Below are 23245 nucleotides of genomic sequence, written 5' to 3' on the forward strand. Positions count from 1 at the left end.
CACCCCCGAAAAAAGCCCACTTCCCTGTGGGGAAACGAAAAGCTTCAGCGGTTGAAACGTTCGGCCAGGCTGTACAGATAGTCGGCCATGCGCTCCAGGTCCTGACTGATCTCGGCGCCCTGCTTGGCCTGCCCGGCACTGTGATCGCACAGTTGAGCAATGCGGGTGATCTGCTGATTGATATCTTCAGCCACATGGCTTTGTTGCTCGGACGCCGTGGCCATTTGCTGACTCATGCCGGTAATCCGGCTAACCGCTTGCGTGATCCCCACCAACGCCGACTGCACCGCTTCGACACGCTGCACACTTTCCCGGGAGATCTGCTCGCCTTTGCTTGCCGTCGATACCGCGCGCTGCGCCCCGTCACGCAGCGAAGCAATGATCTGATGGATTTCCTCGGTGGAGCTGCGGGTACGTTGCGCCAGCGAGCGCACTTCATCGGCCACGACGGCAAAACCACGCCCCTGCTCTCCGGCTCGCGCCGCTTCAATGGCGGCATTGAGTGCCAAAAGATTGGTTTGCTCGGCAATCGAGGTAATCACATCCACCACGCTGCCGATCGACTGGGTCTGCTCGGCCAGGGCGTTGACCGCCTGACCAATGTCGTTCACCGCATCGCTCATGCTGCCCATGGCCCGCAAGCTTTGCTGGGCCAGGTCACTGCCCTGCTGCGCCAGTTGATCGGCATCTGCCGCTGCGGTGGCGGTGTTCTGCACGTTGTGGGTAACTTCCTGAATGGTCGCCGCCATCTGCGCAATCGCCGTTGCCGACTGATCGGTCTCACTGCGCTGACGGTCGAGCATCTGTGCCTGAGCACCGGACAAATCGGACGACTGCGCCGCCCGTGACTTGACCCCGACACCAGCGTCCACCAATCGGGTCAGGGCGGTTTGCAAGCGCGCTTCTTCGCTGATGATGGCCAGGTCCAACTGCCCCTGCAGCCCGCGGTTGTCGCTGTAGGTCAGGGCCACAATCGGGCTGGTGAAGGCTTTCGGGTGCTCCGCCAGGGTGCGTTTGATCACCCGGTTCTGACGTGACTCGATCAGGTACCAGGCACTGAACAGGCTGGTCATCAGCACACCCAAGGCAGCGTACTGCGGCAACCACAGGTAACCGGCCGTCGATAGCAGCCCGGCACCGAGCAGCGGCCAGCCATGCTCGACAACCTCACCCACCCGCGCCGCCAGGGGCACTGCCGCACGCCCCTGGCGCAAGCGTGCATACAACGCCGTTGCACGGCGGATCTGCTCACGGCTCGGCACCGAACGCACCGACTCGTAACCACTGATCCGCCCGTTCTCGTAAATCGCCGTCACATAGGCGCTAACCCAGTAACAGTCGCCGTTCTTGGCCCGGTTCTTCACCACGCCCATCCATGGCTTGCCCTGCTTGATGGTCTCCCACATATGGCCGAACACCTCCGGTGGCATGTCCGGATGCCGTACCAGGTTGTGTGGCTGACCGAGCAACTCGTCGTAGGTGAAGCCGCTGATGGCGACAAACGCGTCATTGCAATAGGTGATGCGGCTGTTGAGGTCCGTGGTGGAGATCAGCCGTTGTTCGCTGGGGAAGGTTCTTTCGTGTTCAGTGACGGGCAAATTCATCCGCATAGGTGCGATACCTGCCGAAAGATGATGGGAAAGTGACATCAACGCAGTACAGGTTTAGCAGAGCATTTGCGGGAAAGTAGCCGGTTTGCCGAACAAATTTCCGGTTCTATTGACGTTTTTCAGGTGTCATTTCGGTCAGGCCGGGGTTAGCTGCGCCTTGAGCAAGTCGCGGAAGGTCTGAATCAAGGGTTCACGGCTGCGCCCACGGCGAATGATCATGGAGAACGGCGCCTGATAGCCGAAGGTTGCCGGTGACAACACGCGCAAATCGCCCTTGTCGGCCCAGGCCTGGGCATAGTGTTCTGGCAGGTAGCCGATGTAGGCGCCAGACAGCACCAGGATCAGCTGCGCCTCCATACTTTCCACGGTCGCCGCACTGTGCTTGAAACCATGGCGGGCCAGCTCGGCCTGGCTCCAGTAGCCGCGCCCGACCATGCGCTGCTGAGTAATGACCTGCTCGGGAATGCGCCGTTCATGGAACAGCGGGTGGCGGTTACTGCAGTACAACCAGTGCTGCTCGCGGTACAGCGGTTGATAGACCAGCCCGCTCATGCGCGTCGAAAACGCGCCGATGGCCAGATCCAGACGGTTGTCTTGCACGCCCAACTGCAACTCGTAGGGGCTGGAGACCGACAAGTGCAAATGCACCGCCGGGTGCTCCTGGCTGTAAGCACCAATCGCTTCGGCCAGCGGCAAGGCGCGGTCGCCTACCGTCGAGTCGATCACCCCAAGGTTCAGCGTACCGCGCAACTCGCCTTTAAGCGCCGCAGCGTATTGCTCGAAGCCGTCCATTTCAGCCAGCAGGCGCAGGGTTTCCTGGTGGAACAGTTCGCCCTTGCTGGTCAGGCTGAAGCCGCCGCGCCCGCGATGACACAGCACGATGCCCAGCGCCGCCTCCAGCTGGCTCATGTAGGTACTGATCGCTGAGGTAGACAGGTTGAGCTCGCGCTGGGCGTTAGCGAAGCCTTGATGGCGCACAACACTGACGAAAATGCGCAGAAGTTTCAGGTCAGGCAGTGCAGAGGCCATGGTTTACAGGTCCGGAAAGGCAACAGGATGGCAAAAGTCTAACCAGATCGCCGCCATTAGTTTAGAAAAATCTGAACTAAGTATTTGCCTGTAGCGATTCTTTTCACTCACTACCTTTTGCAAACTCTGCCGCAATGCACCTGCTTGCCAGCGTTTCAGGGCTTTTTATGGCCCCGCAAGACAGGTTCCAACAACTAGAACAATCGAATCGATGAGGCCCGACCGTGGACAAGATTCTGCACCAACCACTGGGCGGCAACGAAATGCCGCGCTTCGGCGGCATCGCCACCATGCTCCGTCTCCCGCACCTGCCAAGCGCCGAAGGCCTTGATGCTGCTTTCATCGGCATTCCCCTGGACATCGGCACTTCGCTGCGCTCCGGCACCCGTTTCGGGCCACGGCAGATCCGCGCCGAATCGGTAATGATCCGCCCGTACAACATGGCCACCGGTGCTGCGCCGTTCGATTCGCTGTCGGTGGCCGATATCGGTGACGTGGCGATCAACACCTTCAACCTGCTTGAAGCCGTGCGCATCATCGAAGAAGCCTACGACGAGATCCTCGAGCACAACGTCATCCCGATGACCATGGGTGGCGACCACACCATCACCCTGCCGATCCTGCGTGCGATCCACAAAAAGCACGGCAAGGTAGGCCTGGTGCACATCGATGCCCACGCTGACGTCAACGATCACATGTTCGGCGAGAAAATCGCTCACGGCACCACCTTCCGCCGCGCCGTGGAAGAAGGCCTGCTGGACTGCGACCGCGTGGTGCAGATCGGCCTGCGCGCCCAGGGCTACACCGCTGAAGACTTCAACTGGAGCCGCAAACAAGGCTTCCGTGTGGTCCAGGCTGAAGAGTGCTGGCACAAATCGCTGGAACCGCTGATGGCTGAAGTTCGCGAGAAAGTCGGTGGTGGCCCGGTGTACCTGAGCTTCGACATCGACGGTATCGACCCGGCCTGGGCCCCAGGTACCGGCACCCCGGAAATCGGCGGTCTGACCACCATCCAGGCCATGGAAATCATCCGTGGTTGCCAGGGTCTGGACCTGATCGGCTGCGACCTGGTGGAAGTCTCGCCACCTTACGACACCACCGGCAACACCTCGTTGCTCGGTGCCAACCTGCTCTACGAAATGCTCTGTGTCTTGCCGGGCGTTGCTCGCCGCTGACCGACAGGCACCAGGAGCTACAACGAGGCAGGAGCCATGATCGCCGGTGTGCACGCACAGCCGGCGAAGCAGACGAATGACCGGCGCCAGGCTTGCCTGGCGTCAGGATCGCTCTCACCATAATAAAGATAATTGGAGACACCCATGGCCTTAGACTTATTCGTTGTCTTGATCTATGCGGCCGGCATGCTCGGGCTGGGCTGGTACGGCATGCGCAAAGCAAAAACCCACGAAGACTACCTGGTAGCCGGACGTAATCTGGGCCCAAGCCTGTACATGGGCACCATGGCCGCCACCGTTCTCGGCGGCGCGTCGACGGTAGGTACGGTAAAGCTGGGCTACGTGCACGGTATCTCCGGCTTCTGGCTGTGCGCGGCCCTGGGCCTGGGCATCATTGCCCTGAACCTGTTCCTGGCCAAGCCCCTGCTGCGCTTGAAGATCTTCACCGTGACCCAAGTGCTGGAGCAGCGCTACAACCCTATGGCCCGTCAGGCCAGTGCGGTGATCATGCTGGCCTATGCGCTGATGATCGCGGTGACCTCGACCCTGGCGATCGGTACCGTACTGCAGGTGCTGTTCGACATGCAGTTCTGGGCTGCCATCCTGCTCGGCGGTGGCGTTGTCGTGGTGTACTCGACCATCGGTGGCATGTGGTCGCTGACCCTGACTGACATCGTTCAGTTCGTGATCAAGACCGTTGGCCTGATGTTTGTCCTGCTGCCAATCTGCCTGTACCGCGTCGGTGGTTGGGACGAGCTGGTCGCCAAGCTGCCAAGTGCCAGCTTCAGCCTGACCACCATCGGCTGGGACACCATCATCACCTACTTCCTGATCTACTTCTTCGGCATCCTCATCGGTCAGGACATCTGGCAGCGGGTGTTCACCGCCCGCGACGAGAAGGTCGCCAAGCGCGCCGGTACCGTTGCGGGTGTCTACTGCGTGGTCTATGGCCTGGTGTGTGCGCTGATCGGTATGGCCGCCCATGTGCTGTTGCCAGACCTTGCCAATGCCAACAATGCCTTTGCTGCGATCGTTAAGTCCGCCCTGCCAGATGGCATCCGCGGCCTGGTAATTGCTGCTGCGCTGGCTGCAATGATGTCCACTGCCAGTGCCGGTCTGCTGGCTGCTTCCACAGTGCTGACCGAAGACCTGCTGCCCAAACTGCGTGGCGGCAAGCAGTCGAGCCTGGCGGTCAACCGCCTGTTCACCCTGCTCACCGGTATTACCGTACTGGGTATTGCTCTGGTGGTTGAAGACGTGATCAGCGCCTTGACCCTGGCCTACAACCTGTTGGTCGGCGGCATGCTGGTACCGCTGATCGGTGCGATCTACTGGAAACGGGCAACCACCGCTGGCGCAATCACCAGCATGGCCCTGGGCTTTGTCACCGCCCTGGCGTTCATGGTCAAAGATGGTATGGACGCCAACACCCCGATCTACTACAGCCTGGCGATCGCCTTGGTCAGCTTTGTGGTAGTGAGCGTAATGACTCGCCGTCCGGCGGGTGCTGTGAATCTGGCCTGATTGGCCTAACGGTGGCCGTCGCATCAGCTAGATGCGGCGGCCCAAGCCAGGCGCCTAGCGACGTGGCTGGCGCTTGCGCTGCTCCTCATCGGTAGGGATCGGCACTGGCTGTAATGGCGGTGGAATCAAACCCAGAGCCGCAGCCAGGTCATGAAGCCAGTTGAACAGATTATTTCTCATAACTCCCCCTCACGGGTCAGCCTGCACGGCATTTCAGTCCTGCGATGCTTCATACAGATCATAGTCCTATGTCGTACTTTACGCATGCTCTAGGACTACAAGTTGGGTCGAAGTTGATCTTAATCAAGCGCTGACCGCCACTTGCGCCGACCGTTCAACTGTTTCCCCTTGTTGCAGGTCGATCCAGGCGCTCAGATTCGCCCCGCACATCCCTTTACGCCACATCAACCAGGTAGTGGCCAGATCAAACGGCGCTTGCAAGCGGTGCGCGGCGACACGCTCGCGACCTGGCAAGCTGTCGAGCATCGACTGCGCCATCAAGGCCACCCCCGATCCGGCGATCACACAGGCCAGCATGCTCGGGTAAGACTCGATCTCCATCACCCGCCCCATCACCGCATGATCATGTGCATACCAGGCCTCCAGGCGCATGCGGTAGGAGCAGCCCTGACGAAAGGTAAATACCGCACGCCCAGCGACATCCACAGCGCTGCGAACCGGAGGGTGATCGGGCTCGGTGATCAGCACCAGGGTTTCATCGCAGAGCGGTACACCATCCAGCCCGGCCAGGGCCAGCGGGCCGTCCACCAAAGCGGCGTCCAGGCGGCCGCTGAGCAAGCCCTCAAGCAGTTCGCCGCTGGGCGCCGCCTGAACCTGCAGGTTCACCGCCGGATAGTCCTGGTGATAACGCGCCAGCAGCGCCGGCAGGTGAATGGCGGCGGTGCTGTACATGGTGCCAAGGGCAAAATCCCCCGCCGGTTGCCCGCCCTGCACGGCAGCGAACGCTTCATCACGCAGCGCCAGCATGCGCCCGGCGTAATCGAGCAGCACCTTGCCCGCCGGCGACAGCTGCAAACGCTGACGCTCGCGGCGAAACAACTCGACGCCCAACTGCTCTTCAAGCTGACGCAAGCGCGTAGACAGGTTCGACGGTACCCGATGCAAGCGCTCGGCGGCCCGGGTGATCGAGCCCTCCTCGGCGACCGCCTGAAAAATGCGCAGTTGGCTGAGCTCCACGAGTTATTCTCCAGAACAGAACAAGTTAGTCATGATTATTCAATTTTACTGAAAGTCAATCACTCTTAGCCTGACGGTCATCGCCCACCGCCTCAGGAACATCGCCATGCCGCCGCTCATTCAACTCCTCGCCAGTGCCATTGCCCTGATGATGGCCATGGGTATCGGACGCTTCGCGCTGACCCCGCAATTGCCGCACCTGCTCAGCGAAGGTCAGATCAACCTGACCGCCGCGGGTCTGATCGCTGCGGCCAACTACCTGGGTTATTTTCTTGGTGCCCTGGATGCCATGCGCGCCCGCCGCCCGGGTCAGGTCCGCGCCCGCTTGCACGTCGGCTTGTGGCTGTGTGTGGTGCTGACCCTGGCCTCGTTCTGGGCCAATGGCTTCTGGAGTCATCTGGCCTTGCGCTTCGGTACCGGAGTGGCCAGCGCCTGGGTGCTGGTGATGCTCACCAGCCTCAGCCAGCAGGTAGCCGCGACGCACAACCGTGCCCGACTGGGCGCCATGGTGTTCGCCGGGCCTGGCGTGGGGATCATGCTCACCGGCCTGCTGGCGCTGCTCAGCAACCTGTACGGCCTGGGGTCTGCGCCCCTGTGGCTGATCTATGCCGCTACCGCCCTGTTCCTGCTGCTGGCGGCGCTGCCGTTCCTACCGCGTGTGCACGCTACAGCGCCCGGTGCCAGCCCCACTGCCGGACATGGGCCAACGAGGGAGATTGCACGTTTAGGGCTGATCTATGCGCTCTACGGAATCGGCTACATCATCCCGGCTACGTTCATGTCACAAATGGCCAGCGCACGCTTTCATGGCCAGTGGCTGGCTGACCTGTTCTGGCCAGGATTCGGATTGGCCGCCGCCGTCGGTGTCATCGTGGTCAGCCTGCGCCGAGCGCACTGGGGCAGCACCTCACGCTGGTTATTGGCGACACTGTGGTTGCAGGCTGCCGGGGTGTTCGCCTGCCTGCTGGGCAATGGCCTTGGTCTGGCCCTGGGCGTGCTGTTGTGCGGCACGCCGTTTCTGGCCTGCATGCAGCTGGTGATGCAGCGCTCGCGAGAGCTGTCGCCCCATGCCAGTCAGCGTAACACCGGTTTGCTGACCGCCTGCTTTGCTCTCGGCCAGCTCAGCGGCCCCTTGCTCGCGGCCTTGAGTAACCAGTTCGCCGCAGGCCTGCAACCGGCGCTGATGGTCGCCGGCAGCGGCCTGCTCGTGGCGGGGGCGCTGCTATGGCGCAGCCAGCCTAGCCGAGCCACTTGCGCAAGTGGCGGCGCACCCACTGCTCAGCACTAACCAGGGTAACGCCGAGCAACACCATTACCGCGCCCAGCACGAAGTTCAGGCTCAGCGGCTCATCCAGCAGCAACACACCGAAGGTCACCCCGAACAACGGGGTGATGAAAGAGAACACCGCCAGGTTCGACGCCAGGTAACGGCGCAGCAACCAGAACCAGGTCAGGTAACTGAAGAACGACACGATCAGGCCCTGGAACAGCAAGCTGCCGATCGCCAGCGTGGTGAAGTGCACCTGCGTGACCTGACCACTGAGCACCGCAATCAGCAACAGGCCGACAAAACCCACCGCCAGTTGATAGAACAGCGTCAGGGTCGCCGGTGCTTCCGACAGCCGTGAGCCGCGCACCACCACCGTGGTTGCGCCCCAGGCCAGACCGGCCAGCACGCCAAAGGCGTCGCCCAGCAACATTCGGCTGTCCATGTCGGACCATGACACACCGCCAGCGAAGGCGTAGGCAATACCGCCAAAGGCCAGCACGATACCCAGCCACTGCAATGGCCGCAGGCGCTCGCTGGGCAACAGGAAATGCAGGCCCAGGGCCGTGAATACCGGGGCGGTGTAGAGGAACACCGACATATGCGCGGCTGAAGTCAGCTTCAAGCCTTCAGCGATGAACAAGAACTCCAGGCCGAACAAGGCACCGGCCAACAGGCCGCCACGCCAGGTGTGGGCTACCTGATCCCAGCCACCGCGAAAGCACATCAGCAAGCCAACCAGCACGGCCGCCATCCCCGAGCGCAAGGCCTGTTGCATCACTGGCGCGATATCTGGCGCTGCGAGCTTGATCATCACCTGCTGAATGCCCCAGATCAGGCATAGCACCAGCATCACTTGCAGGGCGAAGGCATCGGTATTGCGACGGGTGGCGCTCATTGCCAGCACCGGCTAATGGCTAACAGCATGGAAAAATCTCGGCAGTGTGGATCCAACGGCAATTATCCACGGCGGCGGCGCTTGATTGCCAGTCTTTGTGTTTGAACTTTGCCTGCCGCCAGGGCATCAACCGCAACACCCAGTCAGCGGAGCGCTGCCGATGAAAACCCTATTGAACATTGCTGCCGCCGCCAGCCTGTTGCTGGCCCTGCCCAGTTGGGCGTGCACGCTTGAAGAGGCGACGGAGAAACGTGAAGAACTGGCCAAGGAAGTCTCGCGGCTGACGGAGCAGAATCCGCAGAAGGCCAAGGAGATCAATGATGAGTTGAAAGGCATGAAGCTGGAGAGCGCCAGCAAAGACTTGCCGGACAAGTGTCAGCTGATCAATAAACGGTTGCAGGAGCTGCGGGAAGCGCAGAAGCAGGTTTGAAGCCATCGCGGGGCAAGCCCGCTCCCACAGAGCGTTGTAGGAGCGGGCTTGCCCCGCGATTCAGGCGTTACTCAGCAGCCGGCTTACGACGCTTGAGTGGCGCCAGGCCGTCAGCACTGGCCAGCGGCGCATTCGGTTTTGGCTTGGCCGTCGGCTTGCGCTTGGCAACGACTTTCTTGTCGCCCTTCTTGTCGGTCTTTTTCTTCTTCACGCCTGCGGCCTTGCCCGACGCCTTGACCTTCTTCGGCCCGCTGTAGGTGCCTTTGACTTCCTTGATGACACGACGCTCGAAGCTCTGCTTGAGGTAGCGCTCGATGCTCGACATCAGGTTCCAGTCGCCGTGGCAAATCAGCGAAACCGCCAGGCCTTCGTTACCGGCGCGGCCAGTACGGCCGATACGGTGCACGTATTCATCACCGCTGCGTGGCATGTCGAAGTTGATCACCAGGTCCAGGCCGTCAACGTCCAGGCCACGCGCAGCGATGTCGGTTGCCACCAGCACTTTCGCGCCGCCTTGCTTCAGGCGCTCGATGGCCAGCTTGCGGTCTTTCTGGTCTTTGTCGCCGTGCAGAACGAAGGCTTTGAAGTCTTTGGCCACCAGGTGACCGTAGATGCGGTCGGCCATGACCCGGGTGTTGGTGAAGATGATCGCCTTCTGGTAGGTCTCGTTGGCCAGCAGCCACTGCACGATCTGCTCTTTGTGCTGGTTGTGGTCAGCGGTGATGATCTGCTGGCGGGTACCGTCGTTGAGCTGGCTGACGGTGTTGAGCATCAGGTGCTCAGGCTCTTTGAGGACCTTGGTGATCATGTCGCGCAGGCCTGCACCGCCGGTGGTGGCGGAGAACAGCAGGGTCTGTTCGCGGTTCGGGCACTCGCCGCACAGGCGTTCGACGTCTTCGGCAAAGCCCATGTCGAGCATGCGGTCGGCTTCGTCGAGCACCACCACCTGCACGTGCTCAAGCTTCAGGTTGCCGGCGTTCAGTTGCTCAAGCATACGGCCCGGGGTGCCAACCAGGATGTCCGGCACCTTGCGCAGCATGGCGGCCTGTTCCTTGAAGTCTTCACCGCCGGTGATCATGCCGGCCTTGATGAAGGTGAACTGGGCAAAACGCTCGATTTCCTTGAGGGTCTGCTGCGCCAGCTCACGGGTTGGCAGCAGCACCAGGGCGCGGATCTCGACACGTTTTTGCTTCAGATCGACCAGGCGGTTAAGCACCGGCAGCACGAACGCTGCGGTTTTGCCGCTACCGGTTTTCGCCGTTACCCGCAGGTCACGCCCCTGCAAAGCCAGAGGAATGGCGGCCGCCTGCACTGGAGTCGGCTCTACGAAGTTCAGTGCAGCAACGGCTTTGAGCAGGCGTTCGTGCAGGGCGAATTGGGAAAACACGGGTGTACCTCGGGCATGTGCAGAAATTCAGCCGTATAGGGTAACGTTTTCCAGCGCCTTAGCCGAATTTCTTTTGGCACTGTTGGACCTTTCCGGGCTCTAATAGTCGCTCTTTTTCACTTCGGACACGTCAACTACCGCATGGCTATTGAACAGTTCTGGCAAAACGCCCTCGATTTGTGGGGCACCCTCGACCAACATCCCGTACTGCACGCAGGCCTTGGCCTGGGCCTTCTGCTGGCCATCGCCCTGGTGCTGGGCCGGGTGGCACGCTTTCTGATCCTGCATGCTGTCAAACTACTGGCCAGACAGCCGGCACTGCACTGGGTCAACGACCTGCTGCAAAACAAGGTGTTTCATCGCCTGGCGCAAATGACGCCGTCACTGGTGGTGCAATTCGGCCTGAAACTGGTGCCGGAGCTCAACGCCACCAGCCAGCATTTCCTCGGCAACGTCGCGCTGGCCTTCACCATCCTGTTCCTGATGCTGGCGATCAGCGCCCTGCTCGATGCCCTGCTGGACATCTATGCACGCACTGAACACGCACGCACCCGCTCGATCAAAGGCTACGTACAACTGGCCAAGATGGTGCTGTACGTGTTTGGCGCGATCATCATCGTCGCCACCCTGATCGACCGCTCACCGCTGTTGCTGCTGTCGGGTCTGGGTGCAATGTCGGCGGTCATTCTGTTGGTGTACAAAGACACCCTGCTGTCGTTCGTCGCCAGCGTGCAGTTGACCAGCAACGACATGCTGCGGGTCGGCGACTGGATCGAAATGCCGCAAGTCGGTGCCGATGGCGATGTGGTGGACATCACCCTGCATACGGTCAAGGTACAGAACTTCGATAAAACCATCGTTTCCATTCCGACCTGGCGGTTGATGTCCGAGTCGTTCAAGAACTGGCGCGGCATGCAGCAGTCAGGTGGGCGACGGATCAAGCGCAGCCTGTTCATCGACGCTGGCGGCGTACGTTTTCTGAACAACGATGAAGAACAGCGCCTGAGCCAAGTGCGCCTGCTGACCGATTACATGACCCGCAAACGCAGCGAGCTCAAGGCCTGGAACGAGGCTCAAGGCAATGTCGCCGAGCTGTCGGCCAACCGTCGGCGCATGACCAACCTCGGCACCTTCCGCGCCTATGCCCTGGCTTATCTGAAGAGCCACCCGGAAATCCAGCCGAACATGACTTGCATGGTCCGCCAGATGCAGACCACCGCCCAGGGCGTGCCGCTGGAAATCTACTGCTTCACCCGCACCACCGCCTGGGGCGATTACGAACGCATCCAGGGTGACATCTTCGACTACCTGCTGGCGGTCATGCCGGAGTTCGGCCTGAGCCTGTATCAGCAGCCTAGCGGCAACGACCTGCGTGCCGGGCTGCTACCGTCGAGCCTGCCCAGCCCACAGCGGACGCTGACTGCCGAGACGACCGAGCCATAGCGAGGCGAGGATCACCGCCCCACCGATGAACAACCTGCCCAGCGGCTCGTGCTGATTCCAGATCAGCAAGTTGAGCAGCAGCCCCACTGGCACGTGCAGGTTGTTCATCACCGCCAGGGTCGCGCCGGATACCAGGCAGGCCCCCTTGTTCCACCAGTACAGGCCCAGCGCCGTCGGGCACAGCCCGAGGAACAGCAACACCAGCCATTGCACATCGGTGCTCGGCAGGTGCTGGCTGTTGCCGAATGCCAGGAACGCTGGCAATACCACCAGCAAAGCGCCCAGGTAGAAATAGCCAAAGCGCCGGTAATGCGGCAGGTCGCTGGGGTTACGAGCAATCAGATGACGGTACAGCACCTGACCGGCGGCATAGGTGAAGTTGGCCAGTTGCAGCAACAGGAAGCCGATGAAGAAGTCCGGGCTGATGCTGTCGAAGCGGATCACCGCCGCACCTGCCACGGCTACCAGGGCTGCCACCAGTGCCCAAGGGTTGAAACGCCGGTTCAGGGCGTCTTCGATCAGGGTTACGTGCAAAGGCGTGAGGATGGTGAACAGCAACACCTCCGGCACCGTCAACACCCGGAAGCTCAGGTACAGGCACACATAGGTGATGCCGTACTGCAGCGCGCCGATCAACAGCATCGAACGCATGAAGCGCGGCTCAACCTGACGCCAGCGGGTCAACGGCAAAAACACCAGGCCAGCCAGCACCACACGCGCCAGCACTGCGAAATAGCTGTCGACGTGCCCCGCCAGGTACTCGCCAATCAGGCTGAAAGAAAATGCCTGGATCAGCGCGACGATCAGTAAATAGCCCATGTTTGCCCCTTGCAGTGAAGGCGGCGACCTTAGCTTTTCACCGATCGCGGGGCAAGCCCGCTCCCACCGGGGCTGTGCTCAACCTTCGGTGGGAGCGGGCTTGCCCCGCGATTTTCAGGCATAAAAAAGCCCGGTCATGGACCGGGCAGGCACACCCAAGGGAGCAACAGGTGTCAGGCGGGAAAATTCAGTTGCTGACTCAGGCCACCGCAGCCAGTTGAGCCTTGGCGTGATTGAGGCCCTTCTCATGGAAGTCACCGCCCAGGTTCAGGCCTTCAGCGTGAATGAAGGTGACGTCATGGATACCGATAAAGGCCATCACCTGACGCAGGTACGGTTCCTGATGGTCGCTACTGGCACCTGCGTGGATACCACCGCGGGCGGTCAGGATGTAGGCCTTCTTGCCGGTCAGCAGGCCTTGCGGGCCGGTTTCGGTGTACTTGAAGGTGATGCCGGCACGCAGCACGTGGTCCAGCCAGGCTTTCAAGGTGCTCGGGATGGTGAAGTTGTACATCGGTGCAGCCAGCACCAGCACATCAGCCGCCAGCACTTCGTCAGTCAGCTCGTTGGAACGGGCCAGGGCCTGCAGTTCGTCGCCGCTGCGCTGGTCTTCAGGCTTCATCCAGCCACCGAGCAGGTTGGCGTCCAGGTGCGGCACCGGGTTGACGGCCAAGTCACGCAGGGTGATCTGGTCGCCAGGATGGGCGGCTTGCCACTGGCTGACGAAATCGCGGGTCAGTTGCCGGGAGATCGAGTCCTGCTGGCGGGCGCTGCTTTCGATAACGAGTACATGGGACATGGGGTTGCCTCCATCGGCAAATGCGGTAAGTCGATGGAGGTAAGATTAATCAGCTACTGATCGATTAAAAAGCGTAAAATCTGGGTGCAATCTATCAGTTTATTTGTTTTATTGTGGCAGTACGCTAGCCTCTACAGCACAACCCGCGACTTACTGCGGCTTGCAGTCCAGGCTGATACGCAGCTTGATGATTTCGCGGTTGAACTTGGCCGTGACGTCTTTGCTTTGCTTGGCCGGCACCTGTACCCGGCGCACCCTGGGGGCTTCCGGGCCATTGCGGAACAGTACCTTGCACTGCGCGGCCACTTCGCCGTAGTTGTTTAGGGTGATCGACCCCATGTCACGGTCAGTGTCGTACGTGGTGTAGTCGAGCTTGACGCCATCGAGCTGTTTTTCCACATCGATGGGGTACGCCAAGGCTGTGAGCGGAAGCAGGGCCAGCAGTACAGCACAACATTTCTTCATACGACGCTCTCCATGAAAGAGCGCCAGCTTAGGACAACAGGAGCCGAAGATGAAAGCGCCGCGCGTTACCCTGGATCAGTGGCGGACCCTGCAAGCAGTGGTCGACCACGGTGGTTTTGCCCAGGCGGCCGAAGCGCTGCACCGTTCGCAATCTTCGGTGAGCTACACCGTGGCGCGCATGCAGGATCAACTCGGCGTGCCATTGCTGCGCATCGACGGACGCAAGGCGGTGCTGACCGAAGCCGGTAACGTGCTGTTGCGCCGCTCCCGGCAACTGGTCAAGCAGGCCAGCCAGCTGGAAGACCTCGCCCACCATATGGAACAGGGCTGGGAGGCTGAAGTACGCCTGGTGGTCGATGCCGCTTACCCCAACGCCCGCCTGGTGCGCGCACTGAGTGCCTTCATGCCGCAAAGCCGCGGCTGTCGCGTACGCCTGCGTGAAGAAGTGCTGTCCGGGGTCGAGGAAGTCCTGCATGAAGGCATCGCTGACCTGGCCATCAGCGGTTTCAATATTTCCGGCTATCTGGGTACCGAGCTCAGTTCGGTGGAGTTCGTCGCCGTCGCCCACCCGGAGCACAGCCTGCATCGCCTGGGCCGTGAGCTGAACTTCCAGGACCTGGAAAGCCAACTGCAAGTGGTGATCCGTGACTCGGGCCGCGCCCAGCCGCGCGACGTCGGCTGGCTTGGCGCGGAACAGCGCTGGACCGTCGGCAGCCTGGCCACCGCCGCGACCTTTGTCAGCAGCGGCCTGGGCTTTGCCTGGCTGCCCCGCCACCTGATCGAGCGGGAGTTGCGCGAGGGCGTACTCAAGCCCCTGCCACTGGATCAGGGTGGCAGTCGCCATCCACTGTTCTACCTTTACTCCAACAAGGACAAACCCCTGGGCCCGGCCACGCAGATTCTTATCGAATTGTTGCGCAACTTCGATACCGCGCCGCTGGACGTGCCCTTCGCCGCCCCCGCCCAAGCCTGACAGGAATCACGCCCATGGCCTATTTCGAACATGAAGGTTGTTCGCTGCACTATGAGGAATATGGCCAGGGTGATCCGCTGGTGCTGCTGCATGGCCTGGGCTCCAGTTGCAAGGACTGGGAGATGCAGGTGCCAACACTGGCCCGGCACTACCGGGTGATTCTGCTCGACATCCGCGGCCACGGCCGCTCCGACAAACCCCGCGAGCGCTACAGTATCCAGAGCTTCAGTGCCGACCTGCTGGCACTGCTCGAACACCTGCAATGCGGCCCGGTGCACCTGGTTGGCCTGTCGATGGGCGGCATGATCGGCTTTCAGTTTGCCGTCGATCATCCTGAGTGGTTACGCAGCCTGTGCATCGTCAACAGTGCTCCTGAAGTCAAACGCCGCACCGCCCAGGACTGGATCTGGTGGGCCAAACGCTGGGCCCTGGCCCGTGCGCTCAGCCTCGAAGCCGTCGGCAAGGGCCTGGCGGCGCGCTTGTTCCCCAAACCGCAGCAGGCCGACCTGCGCCGCAAGATGGCCGAACGCTGGGCGCAAAACGACAAACGCGCCTACCTGGCCAGCTTCGATGCCATTGTCGGTTGGGGCGTGCGCGAACGTCTGGGGCAGATCCGCTGTCCTACCCTGGTTATCAGCGCCGACCAGGACTACACCCCGGTCGCCCTGAAAGAACATTACGTGCGCCTGATGCCTCAGGCGCGGCTGGCGGTCATCGAAGATTCGCGGCACGCTACACCCTTGGATCAACCCCAGGTTTTCAACCAGACGCTGCTGCAGTTTCTGGCAGCGTCCACCACCTCTCAAGGAACATTGAGCCCATGCTGAAAAAACTTCTGCTTGCCACCTGCTCGGTCGTCTTCGCCGCCAGCGTCATGGCTGCCGACAAAGCCCCCCACGTTCTGCTCGACACCAGCTTCGGCCAGATCGAAGTGGAACTCGACCCGGTCAAGGCACCGATCAGCAGCAAGAACTTTCTGGAGTACGTGGACAGCGGCTTCTACAACAACACCATTTTCCACCGTGTGATTCCTGGCTTCATGGCCCAAGGCGGTGGTTTCACCGCTGACATGCAGCAAAAGCGCACCAACGCCCCGATCAAGAACGAAGCCAGCAACGGCCTGCATAACACCCGCGGCACCCTGTCGATGGCGCGCACCTCCGACCCGAACTCGGCCACCAGCCAGTTCTTCATCAACGTGGCGGATAACGATTTCCTCAACCCCGGCCGCGATGCGGGCTATGCGGTCTTCGCCAAAGTAGTCAAAGGCATGGACGTGGTCGACCAGATCGTCAACTCGCCCACCACCGTCAAGCGCGGCATGCGCGACGTACCGGCCGACCCGGTGTACATCAAGTCGGCCAAACGCATCGACTGACCCACTGCCTCACAAGGACGTGAGCCAAGGCCTGAGGGTCTACCTGAACAGGAGTTGCCTTTTTCATGTTGTTCCGTCGTTTCGAAAAGCTGATCGATATTTTTCGTGAAGCCCCCAGCGCGTCGCCGCCCAGTACGGTATTGCCGTTCTACCTGTACTACCTGCGGCAGGTGTGGCCCAGCTTTGCTGCGCTGCTGGTGGTCGGCCTGATCGGCGCAATCATTGAAGTGGCACTGTTCAGCTACCTGAGCCGGATCATCGATCTGGCTCAGGGCACCCCTAACATCAACTTTTTCAGCGAACACGCCGGTGAACTGATCTGGATGCTGGTAGTAGCGCTGTTGCTACGCCCAGTGTTCGTTGGCCTGCACGACCTGCTGGTGCACCAGACCATCAGCCCCGGCATGACCAGCATGATCCGCTGGCAAAACCACACCTACGTGCTCAAACAGAGCCTGAATTTCTTCCAGAGCGATTTTGCCGGGCGCATTGCCCAGCGCATCATGCAAACCGGCAACTCACTGCGTGACTCGGCCGTGCAGGCGGTGGACGCACTGTGGCACGTCCTGATCTATGCCATCAGTTCGCTGGTGCTGTTTGCCGAGGCCGACTGGCGCCTGATGCTGCCGTTAATCAGCTGGATCCTCTGTTACATCGGCGCGCTGTACTACTTTGTGCCACGGGTCAAAGCCCGTGCGGTGGTGTCGTCCGATGCCCGCTCCAAACTGATGGGGCGCATCGTCGATGGCTACACCAACATCGCGACCCTCAAGTTGTTTGCCCACACCGATTTCGAACAACAGTACGCCCGCGAAGCCATCAGCGAGCAGACTGAAAAGACCCAACTGGCCTCCCGCGTGGTGACCAGCATGGACGTGGTCATCACCAGCCTCAACGGCCTGCTGATCGTCACCACCACCGGCCTGGCCCTGTGGCTGTGGAGCCAGTCGCTGATCAGCGTTGGCGCCATTGCCCTGGCCACTGGCCTGGTCATCCGCATTGTCAACATGTCCGGATGGATCATGTGGGTGGTCAACGGCATCTTCGAAAACATCGGCATGGTTCAGGACGGCCTGCAGACCATCGCCCAACCGGTGACCGTGACCGACCAGCCCAACGCCCCGGCGCTGAACGTCGAACGTGGGGCAGTGAAGTTCGAGAATGTCGGCTTTCGTTACGGCAAAGGCAGCCGCATCATCGATGGCCTCAACCTGGAGATCCGTCCCGGCGAGAAAATCGGCCTGATCGGCCCCTCGGGCGCGGGTAAATCGACCCTGGTCAACCTGCTGCTGCGCCTGTACGACCTGGAAAGCGGACGCATCCTCATCGATGGCCAGGATATCGCGCTGGTATCACAAGCCAGCCTGCGCGCGCAGATCGGCATGATCACCCAGGACACCTCGCTGCTGCATCGTTCGATCCGCGACAACCTGCTGTACGGGCGCCCCGACGCCAGCGAGGAAGCGCTGTGGGAAGCCGTGCGCCGCGCCCGCGCCGACGAATTCGTCCCGCTGCTGTCCGACGCCCAGGGGCGCACCGGTTTCGATGCCCATGTCGGAGAGCGTGGGGTCAAGCTCTCGGGCGGGCAGCGTCAGCGCATTGCCATTGCCCGGGTGCTGCTCAAGAACGCCCCGATCCTGATCATGGACGAAGCCACCTCAGCCCTGGACTCGGAAGTCGAAGCGGCGATTCAGGAAAGTTTGGAGACCCTGATGCAAGGCAAGACGGTGATCGCCATCGCCCACCGCCTGTCGACCATTGCACGCATGGATCGCCTGGTGGTGCTGGAAAAAGGCCGGATTGCCGAGATGGGCAGCCATGCCGAACTGCTCGCCCAGCAGGGCTTGTATGCACGCTTGTGGCACCACCAGACCGGCGGATTCGTGGGCATCGAATGAACCAAACTGTGGGAGCGGGCTTGCCTGTGGGAGCGGGCTTGCCCCGCGATGCGGTGTCACAGGCAGATCGCTATCGCGGGGCAAGCCCGCTCCTACAGGCAAGCCTTCAGCCTTGGCGATAGGGCAAGGCGCTGCGTGCCTCTTCGGCATAGGCCAACACCCCTGCCCGCTCTTGCTGCAGAAATTCGTCTACCGCCCGGCGCAATCCTGGATGCAGCAGATAGTGCCAAGACCGAGTAATCACCGGCTCAAAGCCACGAATCAGTTTGTGCTCGCCCTGTGCACCGGCATCAAAGCGCTGCAGCCCCTCGGCAATGGCAAAGTCCATGCCCTGATAGAAACAGGTCTCGAAGTGCAATCGATCGAACTCATCCACGCAGCCCCAATAGCGGCCATACAGGCTATCGCCACCGACCAGGCTGAACGCCATGGCAACCTCGCGCCCGCCCTGGCGCGCCATGACCACGCGGATGGCCGACGGCATGCGCTCAGCCAGCAGGCTGAAGAATGAACGCGTCAGGTACGGTGCCCGGCGACGCACCGCGTAGGTGTTGGCGTAACAGGCGAAGACAAAATCCCACTGCGCCTCGCTCAACTCATCACCGCGGTACCAGCGAAACTCGATGCCCTGCCCGGCCACTTGCTCACGCTCCTTGCGCATCTGTTTGCGCTTGCGTGAGCTGAGGCTGTCGAGAAAGTCCTGAAAATCCCGATAGCCCTGGTTGCGCCAGTGGAACTGACACCCCAGACGCTCCATCCAGCCCGCTCGCGTGCGCATGAGCGCGTCGCCTTCGGCATCGGTGAAGTTGATGTGTGCCCCCGACAGCCCTTGGCCTGCCAGGTCCTGGCTGAGCTGATCGATCAGTTCGCCAGCAGCCTGCGCGCTGCCCAACAGCCGCGAGCCTGTGACCGGCGAAAACGGCACCGCACCAAGCAGCTTGGGGTAATAGGCAATGCCGGCCCGCTCACAGGCGTCGGCCCAACCGTGATCGAACACGTACTCACCGAAGGAGTGGGTTTTCTCGTAAGCCGGCAACGCCGCCTGCACCTGCCCTGCCGCATCGGTTAGCAAGCGATGCGCGGGCGTCCAGCCAGTACGTGGGCTGACGCTGCCGCTGTCTTCCAGACTGCTGAGGAAGGCATGGCGTAAAAACGGTTGTGCACCCGGCACCAGGGCATCCCAGCTGGCAGGTGAAAGTTCGGCGAGTTTTGACAGGATTAGGCTAGGCATTGGCGCAGTCTGCCTCTTCACGCCAACGAAAAAAAGGTGCTTCACGGATTATTGGACTGAACCAGTGGGAGCGGGCTTGCCCCGCGATTGCGGGCTGCCTGCCACATCGCAATCGCGGGGCAAGCCCGCTCCTACCCGAGACAAAAAAAGCCCCGCACAGGCGGGGCTGAAGATCTAACGGATGAGGAGCGGTATGGCTTAGAACACGTACTGCGCGCGCATGACGAAGCCGTCGCCGCTGTCGTCGCCGACACTGTTTTCGGCGTTGTCGACTTTGGCTTTGACGTATACGCCGCTGAGCTTGATCGATTCGTTGGCGTACCAGTTCACACCGACGTTGTGCACCTTGGCTTCGATGTCGCTGACATCGGCGAATGCACCGTTGTCATCGTCAGTGCTCAGGTGGTCGTAGCGGTAGAACACTTCCCAGGCGCCGATCTGCTTGTTCTGCGGCTTGATCGCATCGAATTTGCCCAGCTTGTAGCCACGCGCTTCGCCGGTCAGGGTGTAGGCCAGTTGACCGTAGTAGCCAGTCGATTTGATGTCAGAGAACGCGTCGTCGTCGGCCTGAGTGTCACGCTTGATGTATTCGCCCTGTACCGAGAACGGGCCCATGGCCCATGCCGCTTCCAGGTTCCAGGCCTTGTCGGTGTCAAAAGCACCGGCAGGGGTGTTGTTGGCACCACCGAGGACCAGACGGTTACCGTTGTCACCGGCATCCTGACCACCATCGGTGCTCACCCCGCGCATGCCCAGACGGCTGCGGATGCGGCCATCGAACGCGGTGTCGGAGAGATCACGCTGGGCGTAGTTGATACCGAAGTGCAGGACGTTACCCGCTTCGTGCATCGGCGCGAAAACGCCGCGCAGGTTGAACTGCTTGGTGCTGTCGCCATCCTTGTCCTGGTTGGTGGCATCTTTGGCGAACACACCTACCGAACCGTACAGCGAGTCACCGGCGTTACCCGATGCCTGCAGACCCATGCCGCCGTTGTGCGAGTTGGTCCAGTCAACCAGGTCGTAGGCAGCGGTACGCTCTTGCGCGGTGACCCACTTGGAGCTGGTGGCTTTTTCCAGACCGAATTCAGGGTCGAAACGACCCACCTTGATCGACACTGGCTTGAAGCCGTTGTAGGCCAGCGAGGCTTCGTCGAAGTAGCCATCTTCGGAGCGGTTGTCGCCACCGGAGTTGTGCGAGAAGTCGTAAGCGATGGCGTAGGCCCAGTCGGTGTACATCACACCGCCCAGTTCCAGGTAGGCGCGGCGGAAGTAGCCAGCGTCGGCAGTGTTGCCGTTTTTGGTGTAGAAACCGTCAAAACGGCTGTAGTCCGCCTGAACACGACCGCCCAGCTTGAAGCTGAATTCCTTGTCGGTGGTAGCGACCTCGAGGCCACCTTTGGTCTTGACTACGATATCGGCGCCGTCGGTGGTCACGGTACCCGCGAAAGCCTGGGCGGTAACGGCCATGGCCAAGGCGCTGGCTGCGAAACCTGCGAAGTGCTTACGGATCATCGAAGAAGCTCCCCTACTTTATGGTCTTGATAATGTTGGAAAAACACGCGGCTTGAGCCACTTGTGCTGGGGAGGAATCTTGGCGGGGGGTTATGTCAGATCAGTGGCTTTTATATAAATGTTTTATTACAGGGGAACTTTTTTACTTCGAATACGAATAAGCAGAAAAGCCCCATTGCAGGGCCTTTCAGCGGGTTTCAGGGCTGTTTTGGCGGCTGTTGCGCGCGGGTCATGCGCTGGACGATTTCGTCAACATCGTCTACCGCAGGCTCCGGCATCGCCTTGATGGTTGCCTGAGTCAGGCGCAATTGTTTGATGAAGCGACGGCAGTTTTTACAGAACAACAAGTGCTGGCGGGCCAGCAGCTTTTCACCCAGGGCCAATTGCCCATCCAGGTAATCGCTTGAGCAGGCCACCAGTTCCTTGCAACTCAGCATTGGCCGGTCTCCTCAAAGTGTTCAAGGGTGGCAAAGACTTTCAGCCTCGCCCGGTGCAGCAGCACGCGGACATTGGAGAGCGATAGGTCGAGAAGATTACAGATCTCCTCCAGCTCCAGGCCCTGACGCTCGCGCAGCACCAGTACGCTGCTTTGCAGTTGCGACAGGCTGAGCAGGGTGTGCTCCAGGCACTCGCGCAACTCATCCTGGCTGAGCAGCGCTTCAGGCGAGTCAGTGTGCCAGGAGGAAGGCGCCAACAGCCAATGACCATCACCGGCAAAGCGCTCATCACCGACAGTGCCATGCGGGGCAGGCAAGTCATCCAGCAACACTTCGCGGCGGTTCTGCTTGTAGCGGGTTTTGGCAGCATTGGCGGTGATGGTCAGCAGCCAGGTCTTGAGGCTGGAACGCCGCTGAAAACCCGGCAGGCCGCGTACCACGGCCAACCAGGCATCCTGCACCGCTTCGTCGGCCTGACGGCTGCCAAGAATGGCGTAGGCCACCGCGCGCATGGCGCCCTGGTAGGTGTTGACCAACTCCTTGTAGGCCTGTTGATCTGCTCGCAACAGGCGCTCTAGCAGGCGCGTTTCGAAATCGGCAGACATTGCCACCTTATCCTTAGCAGGCGTTGTATTACCCGCCGATTCAGCGCTTGCGCAAAATCACGCTGCCGATCGAATAGCCAGCACCAAAGGAGCTGAGCACGCCCAGGGAACCTGCGGGCAGGTCGTCCTGATGTTTGTGCAGGGCAATCACCGAGCCGGCTGAACTGGTGTTGGCATAGCTGTCGAGAATCACCGGTGCTTCGGATTCCAGGGCGTCACGGCCGAGCAGTTTCTTGACGATCAGGTGGTTCATGCTCAGGTTGGCCTGGTGCAGCCAGAAGCGTTTGACGTCGCTGACGCTGATGCTGTTGTCGGCCAGGTGCTGGGCGATCAGCTCGGCCACCATCGGGCAAACTTCACGGAACACCTTGCGGCCTTCCTGAACGAAGAGTTTGTCGGCAGCGTCGATACCCTCTTCGGCAGCACGGTTGAGGAAGCCGAAGTTGTTGCGGATATTGTTGGAGAACTGCGTCAACAGTTTGGTGCTGACGATATCGAACTGATGCGCCGAAGTGGCGAGGTCGGCACGTTCCACCAACACGGCGGTGGCAGCATCACCAAAAATGAAATGGCTGTCACGGTCGCGGAAGTTCAGGTGGCCGGTGCAGATTTCCGGGCTGATCACCAGAATCGCGCGGGCCTGGCCCAGTTGCACGCTGTTGCAAGCCGTCTGGATACCGAAGGTGGCCGATGAGCAGGCAACGTTCATGTCGAAGCCAAAGCCGTTGATGCCCAGTGCCTGTTGCACTTCGATGGCAATCGCCGGGTACGGGCGCTGCAGGTTGGAGCAGGCGACGATCACGGCATCGACGTCGGCGGCCGTACGGCCGGCGCGTTGCAAGGCCTGCTCAGCCGCAGCGACACCCATCTGGCAGAGAATCGACGGCTCGTCGTTGGAACGCTCCGGCAAACGTGGCTTCATGCGCTGCGGATCGAGAATACCGGCTTTGTCCATGACAAAGCGACTCTTGATGCCCGAGGCTTTTTCGATGAAGGCGGCGCTGGACTCTGCCAGTGCCTGCACCTCGCCGCGCTCGATGGCCTGGGTGTTGTCAGCATTGAACTGCTTCACATAAGCGTTGAACGATTCCACCAGCTCTTCGTTGGAGATGCTGTTGGCCGGGGTGTACAGGCCGGTGCCGCTGATGACGACGTTATGCACGGTCGT

The 23245-nt window shown here is 61.0% G+C and carries 22 protein-coding genes and 2 pseudogenes; 9 read left to right on the plus strand and 15 right to left on the minus strand.

The window, feature by feature from the left end; all coding sequences use genetic code 11:
• Nucleotides 1-44: 44 nt before the first annotated feature.
• The 3 genes and pseudogenes from ACP6KB_RS20145 to ACP6KB_RS20155 form a co-directional block, all read right to left on the minus strand.
• A pseudogene (locus tag ACP6KB_RS20145) lies at nucleotides 45-1019 on the minus strand (methyl-accepting chemotaxis protein); the annotation flags it as partial.
• Between the two features lie 279 nt (nucleotides 1020-1298).
• A pseudogene (locus ACP6KB_RS20150) lies at nucleotides 1299-1649 on the minus strand (PAS domain-containing protein); the annotation flags it as partial.
• Between the two features lie 96 nt (nucleotides 1650-1745).
• On the minus strand, nucleotides 1746-2639 hold the full coding sequence (locus ACP6KB_RS20155) for a LysR family transcriptional regulator (protein WP_038613562.1): 894 nt from the start codon (nucleotides 2637-2639) through the stop codon (nucleotides 1746-1748).
• A 224-nt stretch (nucleotides 2640-2863) separates the two neighbouring features.
• On the opposite strand from ACP6KB_RS20155, the gene speB reads away from it, so the two are divergent.
• Both speB and ACP6KB_RS20165 read left to right on the plus strand, forming a co-directional pair.
• Nucleotides 2864-3814, plus strand: a complete 951-nt coding sequence (gene speB, locus ACP6KB_RS20160; protein ID WP_442109044.1) for an agmatinase — start codon at nucleotides 2864-2866, stop codon at nucleotides 3812-3814.
• Nucleotides 3815-3958: 144 nt separating this feature from the next.
• Nucleotides 3959-5338, plus strand: coding sequence for a sodium:solute symporter (locus ACP6KB_RS20165; protein ID WP_442109045.1), 1380 nt, complete (start codon nucleotides 3959-3961; stop codon nucleotides 5336-5338).
• Nucleotides 5339-5392: 54 nt separating this feature from the next.
• Here the strand turns inward: ACP6KB_RS20165 and ACP6KB_RS20170 are convergent, their stop codons facing one another.
• Nucleotides 5393-5518, minus strand: coding sequence for a PA1414 family protein (locus tag ACP6KB_RS20170; RefSeq protein WP_256205393.1), 126 nt, complete (start codon nucleotides 5516-5518; stop codon nucleotides 5393-5395).
• 123 nt (nucleotides 5519-5641) lie between these two features.
• Nucleotides 5642-6535: a putrescine utilization regulator PtrR gene (ptrR, locus tag ACP6KB_RS20175; RefSeq protein ID WP_442109046.1), complete on the minus strand. Its 894-nt coding sequence runs from the start codon at nucleotides 6533-6535 to the stop codon at nucleotides 5642-5644.
• A gap of 106 nt (nucleotides 6536-6641) precedes the next feature.
• Here ptrR and ACP6KB_RS20180 point away from each other — a divergent pair, with 106 nt between their 5' ends.
• The gene (locus ACP6KB_RS20180; protein WP_442109047.1) at nucleotides 6642-7823 is read left to right on the plus strand and encodes a YbfB/YjiJ family MFS transporter; all 1182 of its coding nucleotides are present in this window, start codon (nucleotides 6642-6644) and stop codon (nucleotides 7821-7823) included.
• On the opposite strand, the gene ACP6KB_RS20185 is transcribed toward ACP6KB_RS20180, so the two are convergent.
• Nucleotides 7774-8700, minus strand: a complete 927-nt coding sequence (locus ACP6KB_RS20185; protein WP_442109048.1) for a DMT family transporter — start codon at nucleotides 8698-8700, stop codon at nucleotides 7774-7776. The two genes, ACP6KB_RS20180 and ACP6KB_RS20185, sit on opposite strands and share 50 nt — an antisense overlap.
• Before the next feature lie 160 nt (nucleotides 8701-8860).
• On the opposite strand from ACP6KB_RS20185, the gene ACP6KB_RS20190 reads away from it, so the two are divergent.
• Nucleotides 8861-9130, plus strand: coding sequence for a hypothetical protein (locus ACP6KB_RS20190; protein WP_442109049.1), 270 nt, complete (start codon nucleotides 8861-8863; stop codon nucleotides 9128-9130).
• Nucleotides 9131-9197: 67 nt separating this feature from the next.
• Here the strand turns inward: ACP6KB_RS20190 and ACP6KB_RS20195 are convergent, their stop codons facing one another.
• Nucleotides 9198-10517 (minus strand): DEAD/DEAH box helicase, encoded by a 1320-nt coding sequence (locus tag ACP6KB_RS20195; RefSeq protein ID WP_442109050.1) that lies wholly within the window; start codon nucleotides 10515-10517, stop codon nucleotides 9198-9200.
• 141 nt (nucleotides 10518-10658) lie between these two features.
• Here ACP6KB_RS20195 and ACP6KB_RS20200 point away from each other — a divergent pair, with 141 nt between their 5' ends.
• Entirely contained in the window at nucleotides 10659-11960 is a 1302-nt protein-coding gene (locus ACP6KB_RS20200; RefSeq protein WP_442109051.1) for a mechanosensitive ion channel family protein, read from the plus strand.
• Here ACP6KB_RS20200 and ACP6KB_RS20205 read toward each other — a convergent pair.
• The 3 genes from ACP6KB_RS20205 to ACP6KB_RS20215 form a co-directional block, all read right to left on the minus strand.
• Nucleotides 11901-12779, minus strand: a complete 879-nt coding sequence (locus ACP6KB_RS20205; RefSeq protein WP_442109052.1) for a carboxylate/amino acid/amine transporter — start codon at nucleotides 12777-12779, stop codon at nucleotides 11901-11903. The genes ACP6KB_RS20200 and ACP6KB_RS20205 overlap by 60 nt on opposite strands.
• Before the next feature lie 199 nt (nucleotides 12780-12978).
• Entirely contained in the window at nucleotides 12979-13578 is a 600-nt protein-coding gene (locus ACP6KB_RS20210; protein ID WP_442109053.1) for an FMN-dependent NADH-azoreductase, read from the minus strand.
• 150 nt (nucleotides 13579-13728) lie between these two features.
• Nucleotides 13729-14043, minus strand: coding sequence for a 3-phosphoglycerate kinase (locus ACP6KB_RS20215; RefSeq protein ID WP_442109054.1), 315 nt, complete (start codon nucleotides 14041-14043; stop codon nucleotides 13729-13731).
• A gap of 49 nt (nucleotides 14044-14092) precedes the next feature.
• On the opposite strand from ACP6KB_RS20215, the gene ACP6KB_RS20220 reads away from it, so the two are divergent.
• The 4 genes from ACP6KB_RS20220 to ACP6KB_RS20235 all read left to right on the plus strand — a co-directional run bounded on the left by ACP6KB_RS20220 (nucleotide 14093) and on the right by ACP6KB_RS20235 (nucleotide 18292).
• On the plus strand, nucleotides 14093-15016 hold the full coding sequence (locus ACP6KB_RS20220; RefSeq protein ID WP_442109055.1) for a LysR family transcriptional regulator: 924 nt from the start codon (nucleotides 14093-14095) through the stop codon (nucleotides 15014-15016).
• Between the two features lie 14 nt (nucleotides 15017-15030).
• Nucleotides 15031-15843 carry an alpha/beta fold hydrolase gene (locus tag ACP6KB_RS20225; protein WP_442109056.1) on the plus strand — a complete coding sequence of 271 codons (813 nt, stop codon included), beginning with the start codon at nucleotides 15031-15033 and terminating at the stop codon, nucleotides 15841-15843.
• A complete protein-coding gene (locus ACP6KB_RS20230) occupies nucleotides 15837-16394 on the plus strand; it encodes a peptidylprolyl isomerase (RefSeq protein WP_442109057.1) in 558 nt (185 codons plus the stop codon). The genes ACP6KB_RS20225 and ACP6KB_RS20230 overlap by 7 nt, the downstream gene beginning before the upstream one ends.
• Nucleotides 16395-16459: 65 nt before the next feature.
• Nucleotides 16460-18292, plus strand: coding sequence for an ABC transporter ATP-binding protein (locus tag ACP6KB_RS20235; protein ID WP_442109058.1), 1833 nt, complete (start codon nucleotides 16460-16462; stop codon nucleotides 18290-18292).
• Between the two features lie 106 nt (nucleotides 18293-18398).
• On the opposite strand, the gene ACP6KB_RS20240 is transcribed toward ACP6KB_RS20235, so the two are convergent.
• The 5 genes from ACP6KB_RS20240 to ACP6KB_RS20260 form a co-directional block, all read right to left on the minus strand.
• Nucleotides 18399-19523 carry a GNAT family N-acetyltransferase gene (locus ACP6KB_RS20240; protein WP_442109059.1) on the minus strand — a complete coding sequence of 375 codons (1125 nt, stop codon included), beginning with the start codon at nucleotides 19521-19523 and terminating at the stop codon, nucleotides 18399-18401.
• 198 nt (nucleotides 19524-19721) lie between these two features.
• Nucleotides 19722-21035 carry an OprO/OprP family phosphate-selective porin gene (locus ACP6KB_RS20245; protein WP_442109060.1) on the minus strand — a complete coding sequence of 438 codons (1314 nt, stop codon included), beginning with the start codon at nucleotides 21033-21035 and terminating at the stop codon, nucleotides 19722-19724.
• A 197-nt stretch (nucleotides 21036-21232) separates the two neighbouring features.
• Nucleotides 21233-21472 carry an anti-sigma factor family protein gene (locus tag ACP6KB_RS20250; protein ID WP_442109061.1) on the minus strand — a complete coding sequence of 80 codons (240 nt, stop codon included), beginning with the start codon at nucleotides 21470-21472 and terminating at the stop codon, nucleotides 21233-21235.
• The gene (locus ACP6KB_RS20255; protein ID WP_442109062.1) at nucleotides 21466-22077 is read right to left on the minus strand and encodes an RNA polymerase sigma factor; all 612 of its coding nucleotides are present in this window, start codon (nucleotides 22075-22077) and stop codon (nucleotides 21466-21468) included. The genes ACP6KB_RS20250 and ACP6KB_RS20255 overlap by 7 nt, the downstream gene beginning before the upstream one ends.
• 40 nt (nucleotides 22078-22117) lie before the next feature.
• Nucleotides 22118-23239, minus strand: a complete 1122-nt coding sequence (locus ACP6KB_RS20260) for a beta-ketoacyl-ACP synthase III (RefSeq protein ID WP_442109063.1) — start codon at nucleotides 23237-23239, stop codon at nucleotides 22118-22120.
• Nucleotides 23240-23245: the final 6 nt, after the last annotated feature.

This window comes from Pseudomonas sp. NUPR-001, assembly GCF_052147955.1.
Classification (GTDB): domain Bacteria; phylum Pseudomonadota; class Gammaproteobacteria; order Pseudomonadales; family Pseudomonadaceae; genus Aquipseudomonas.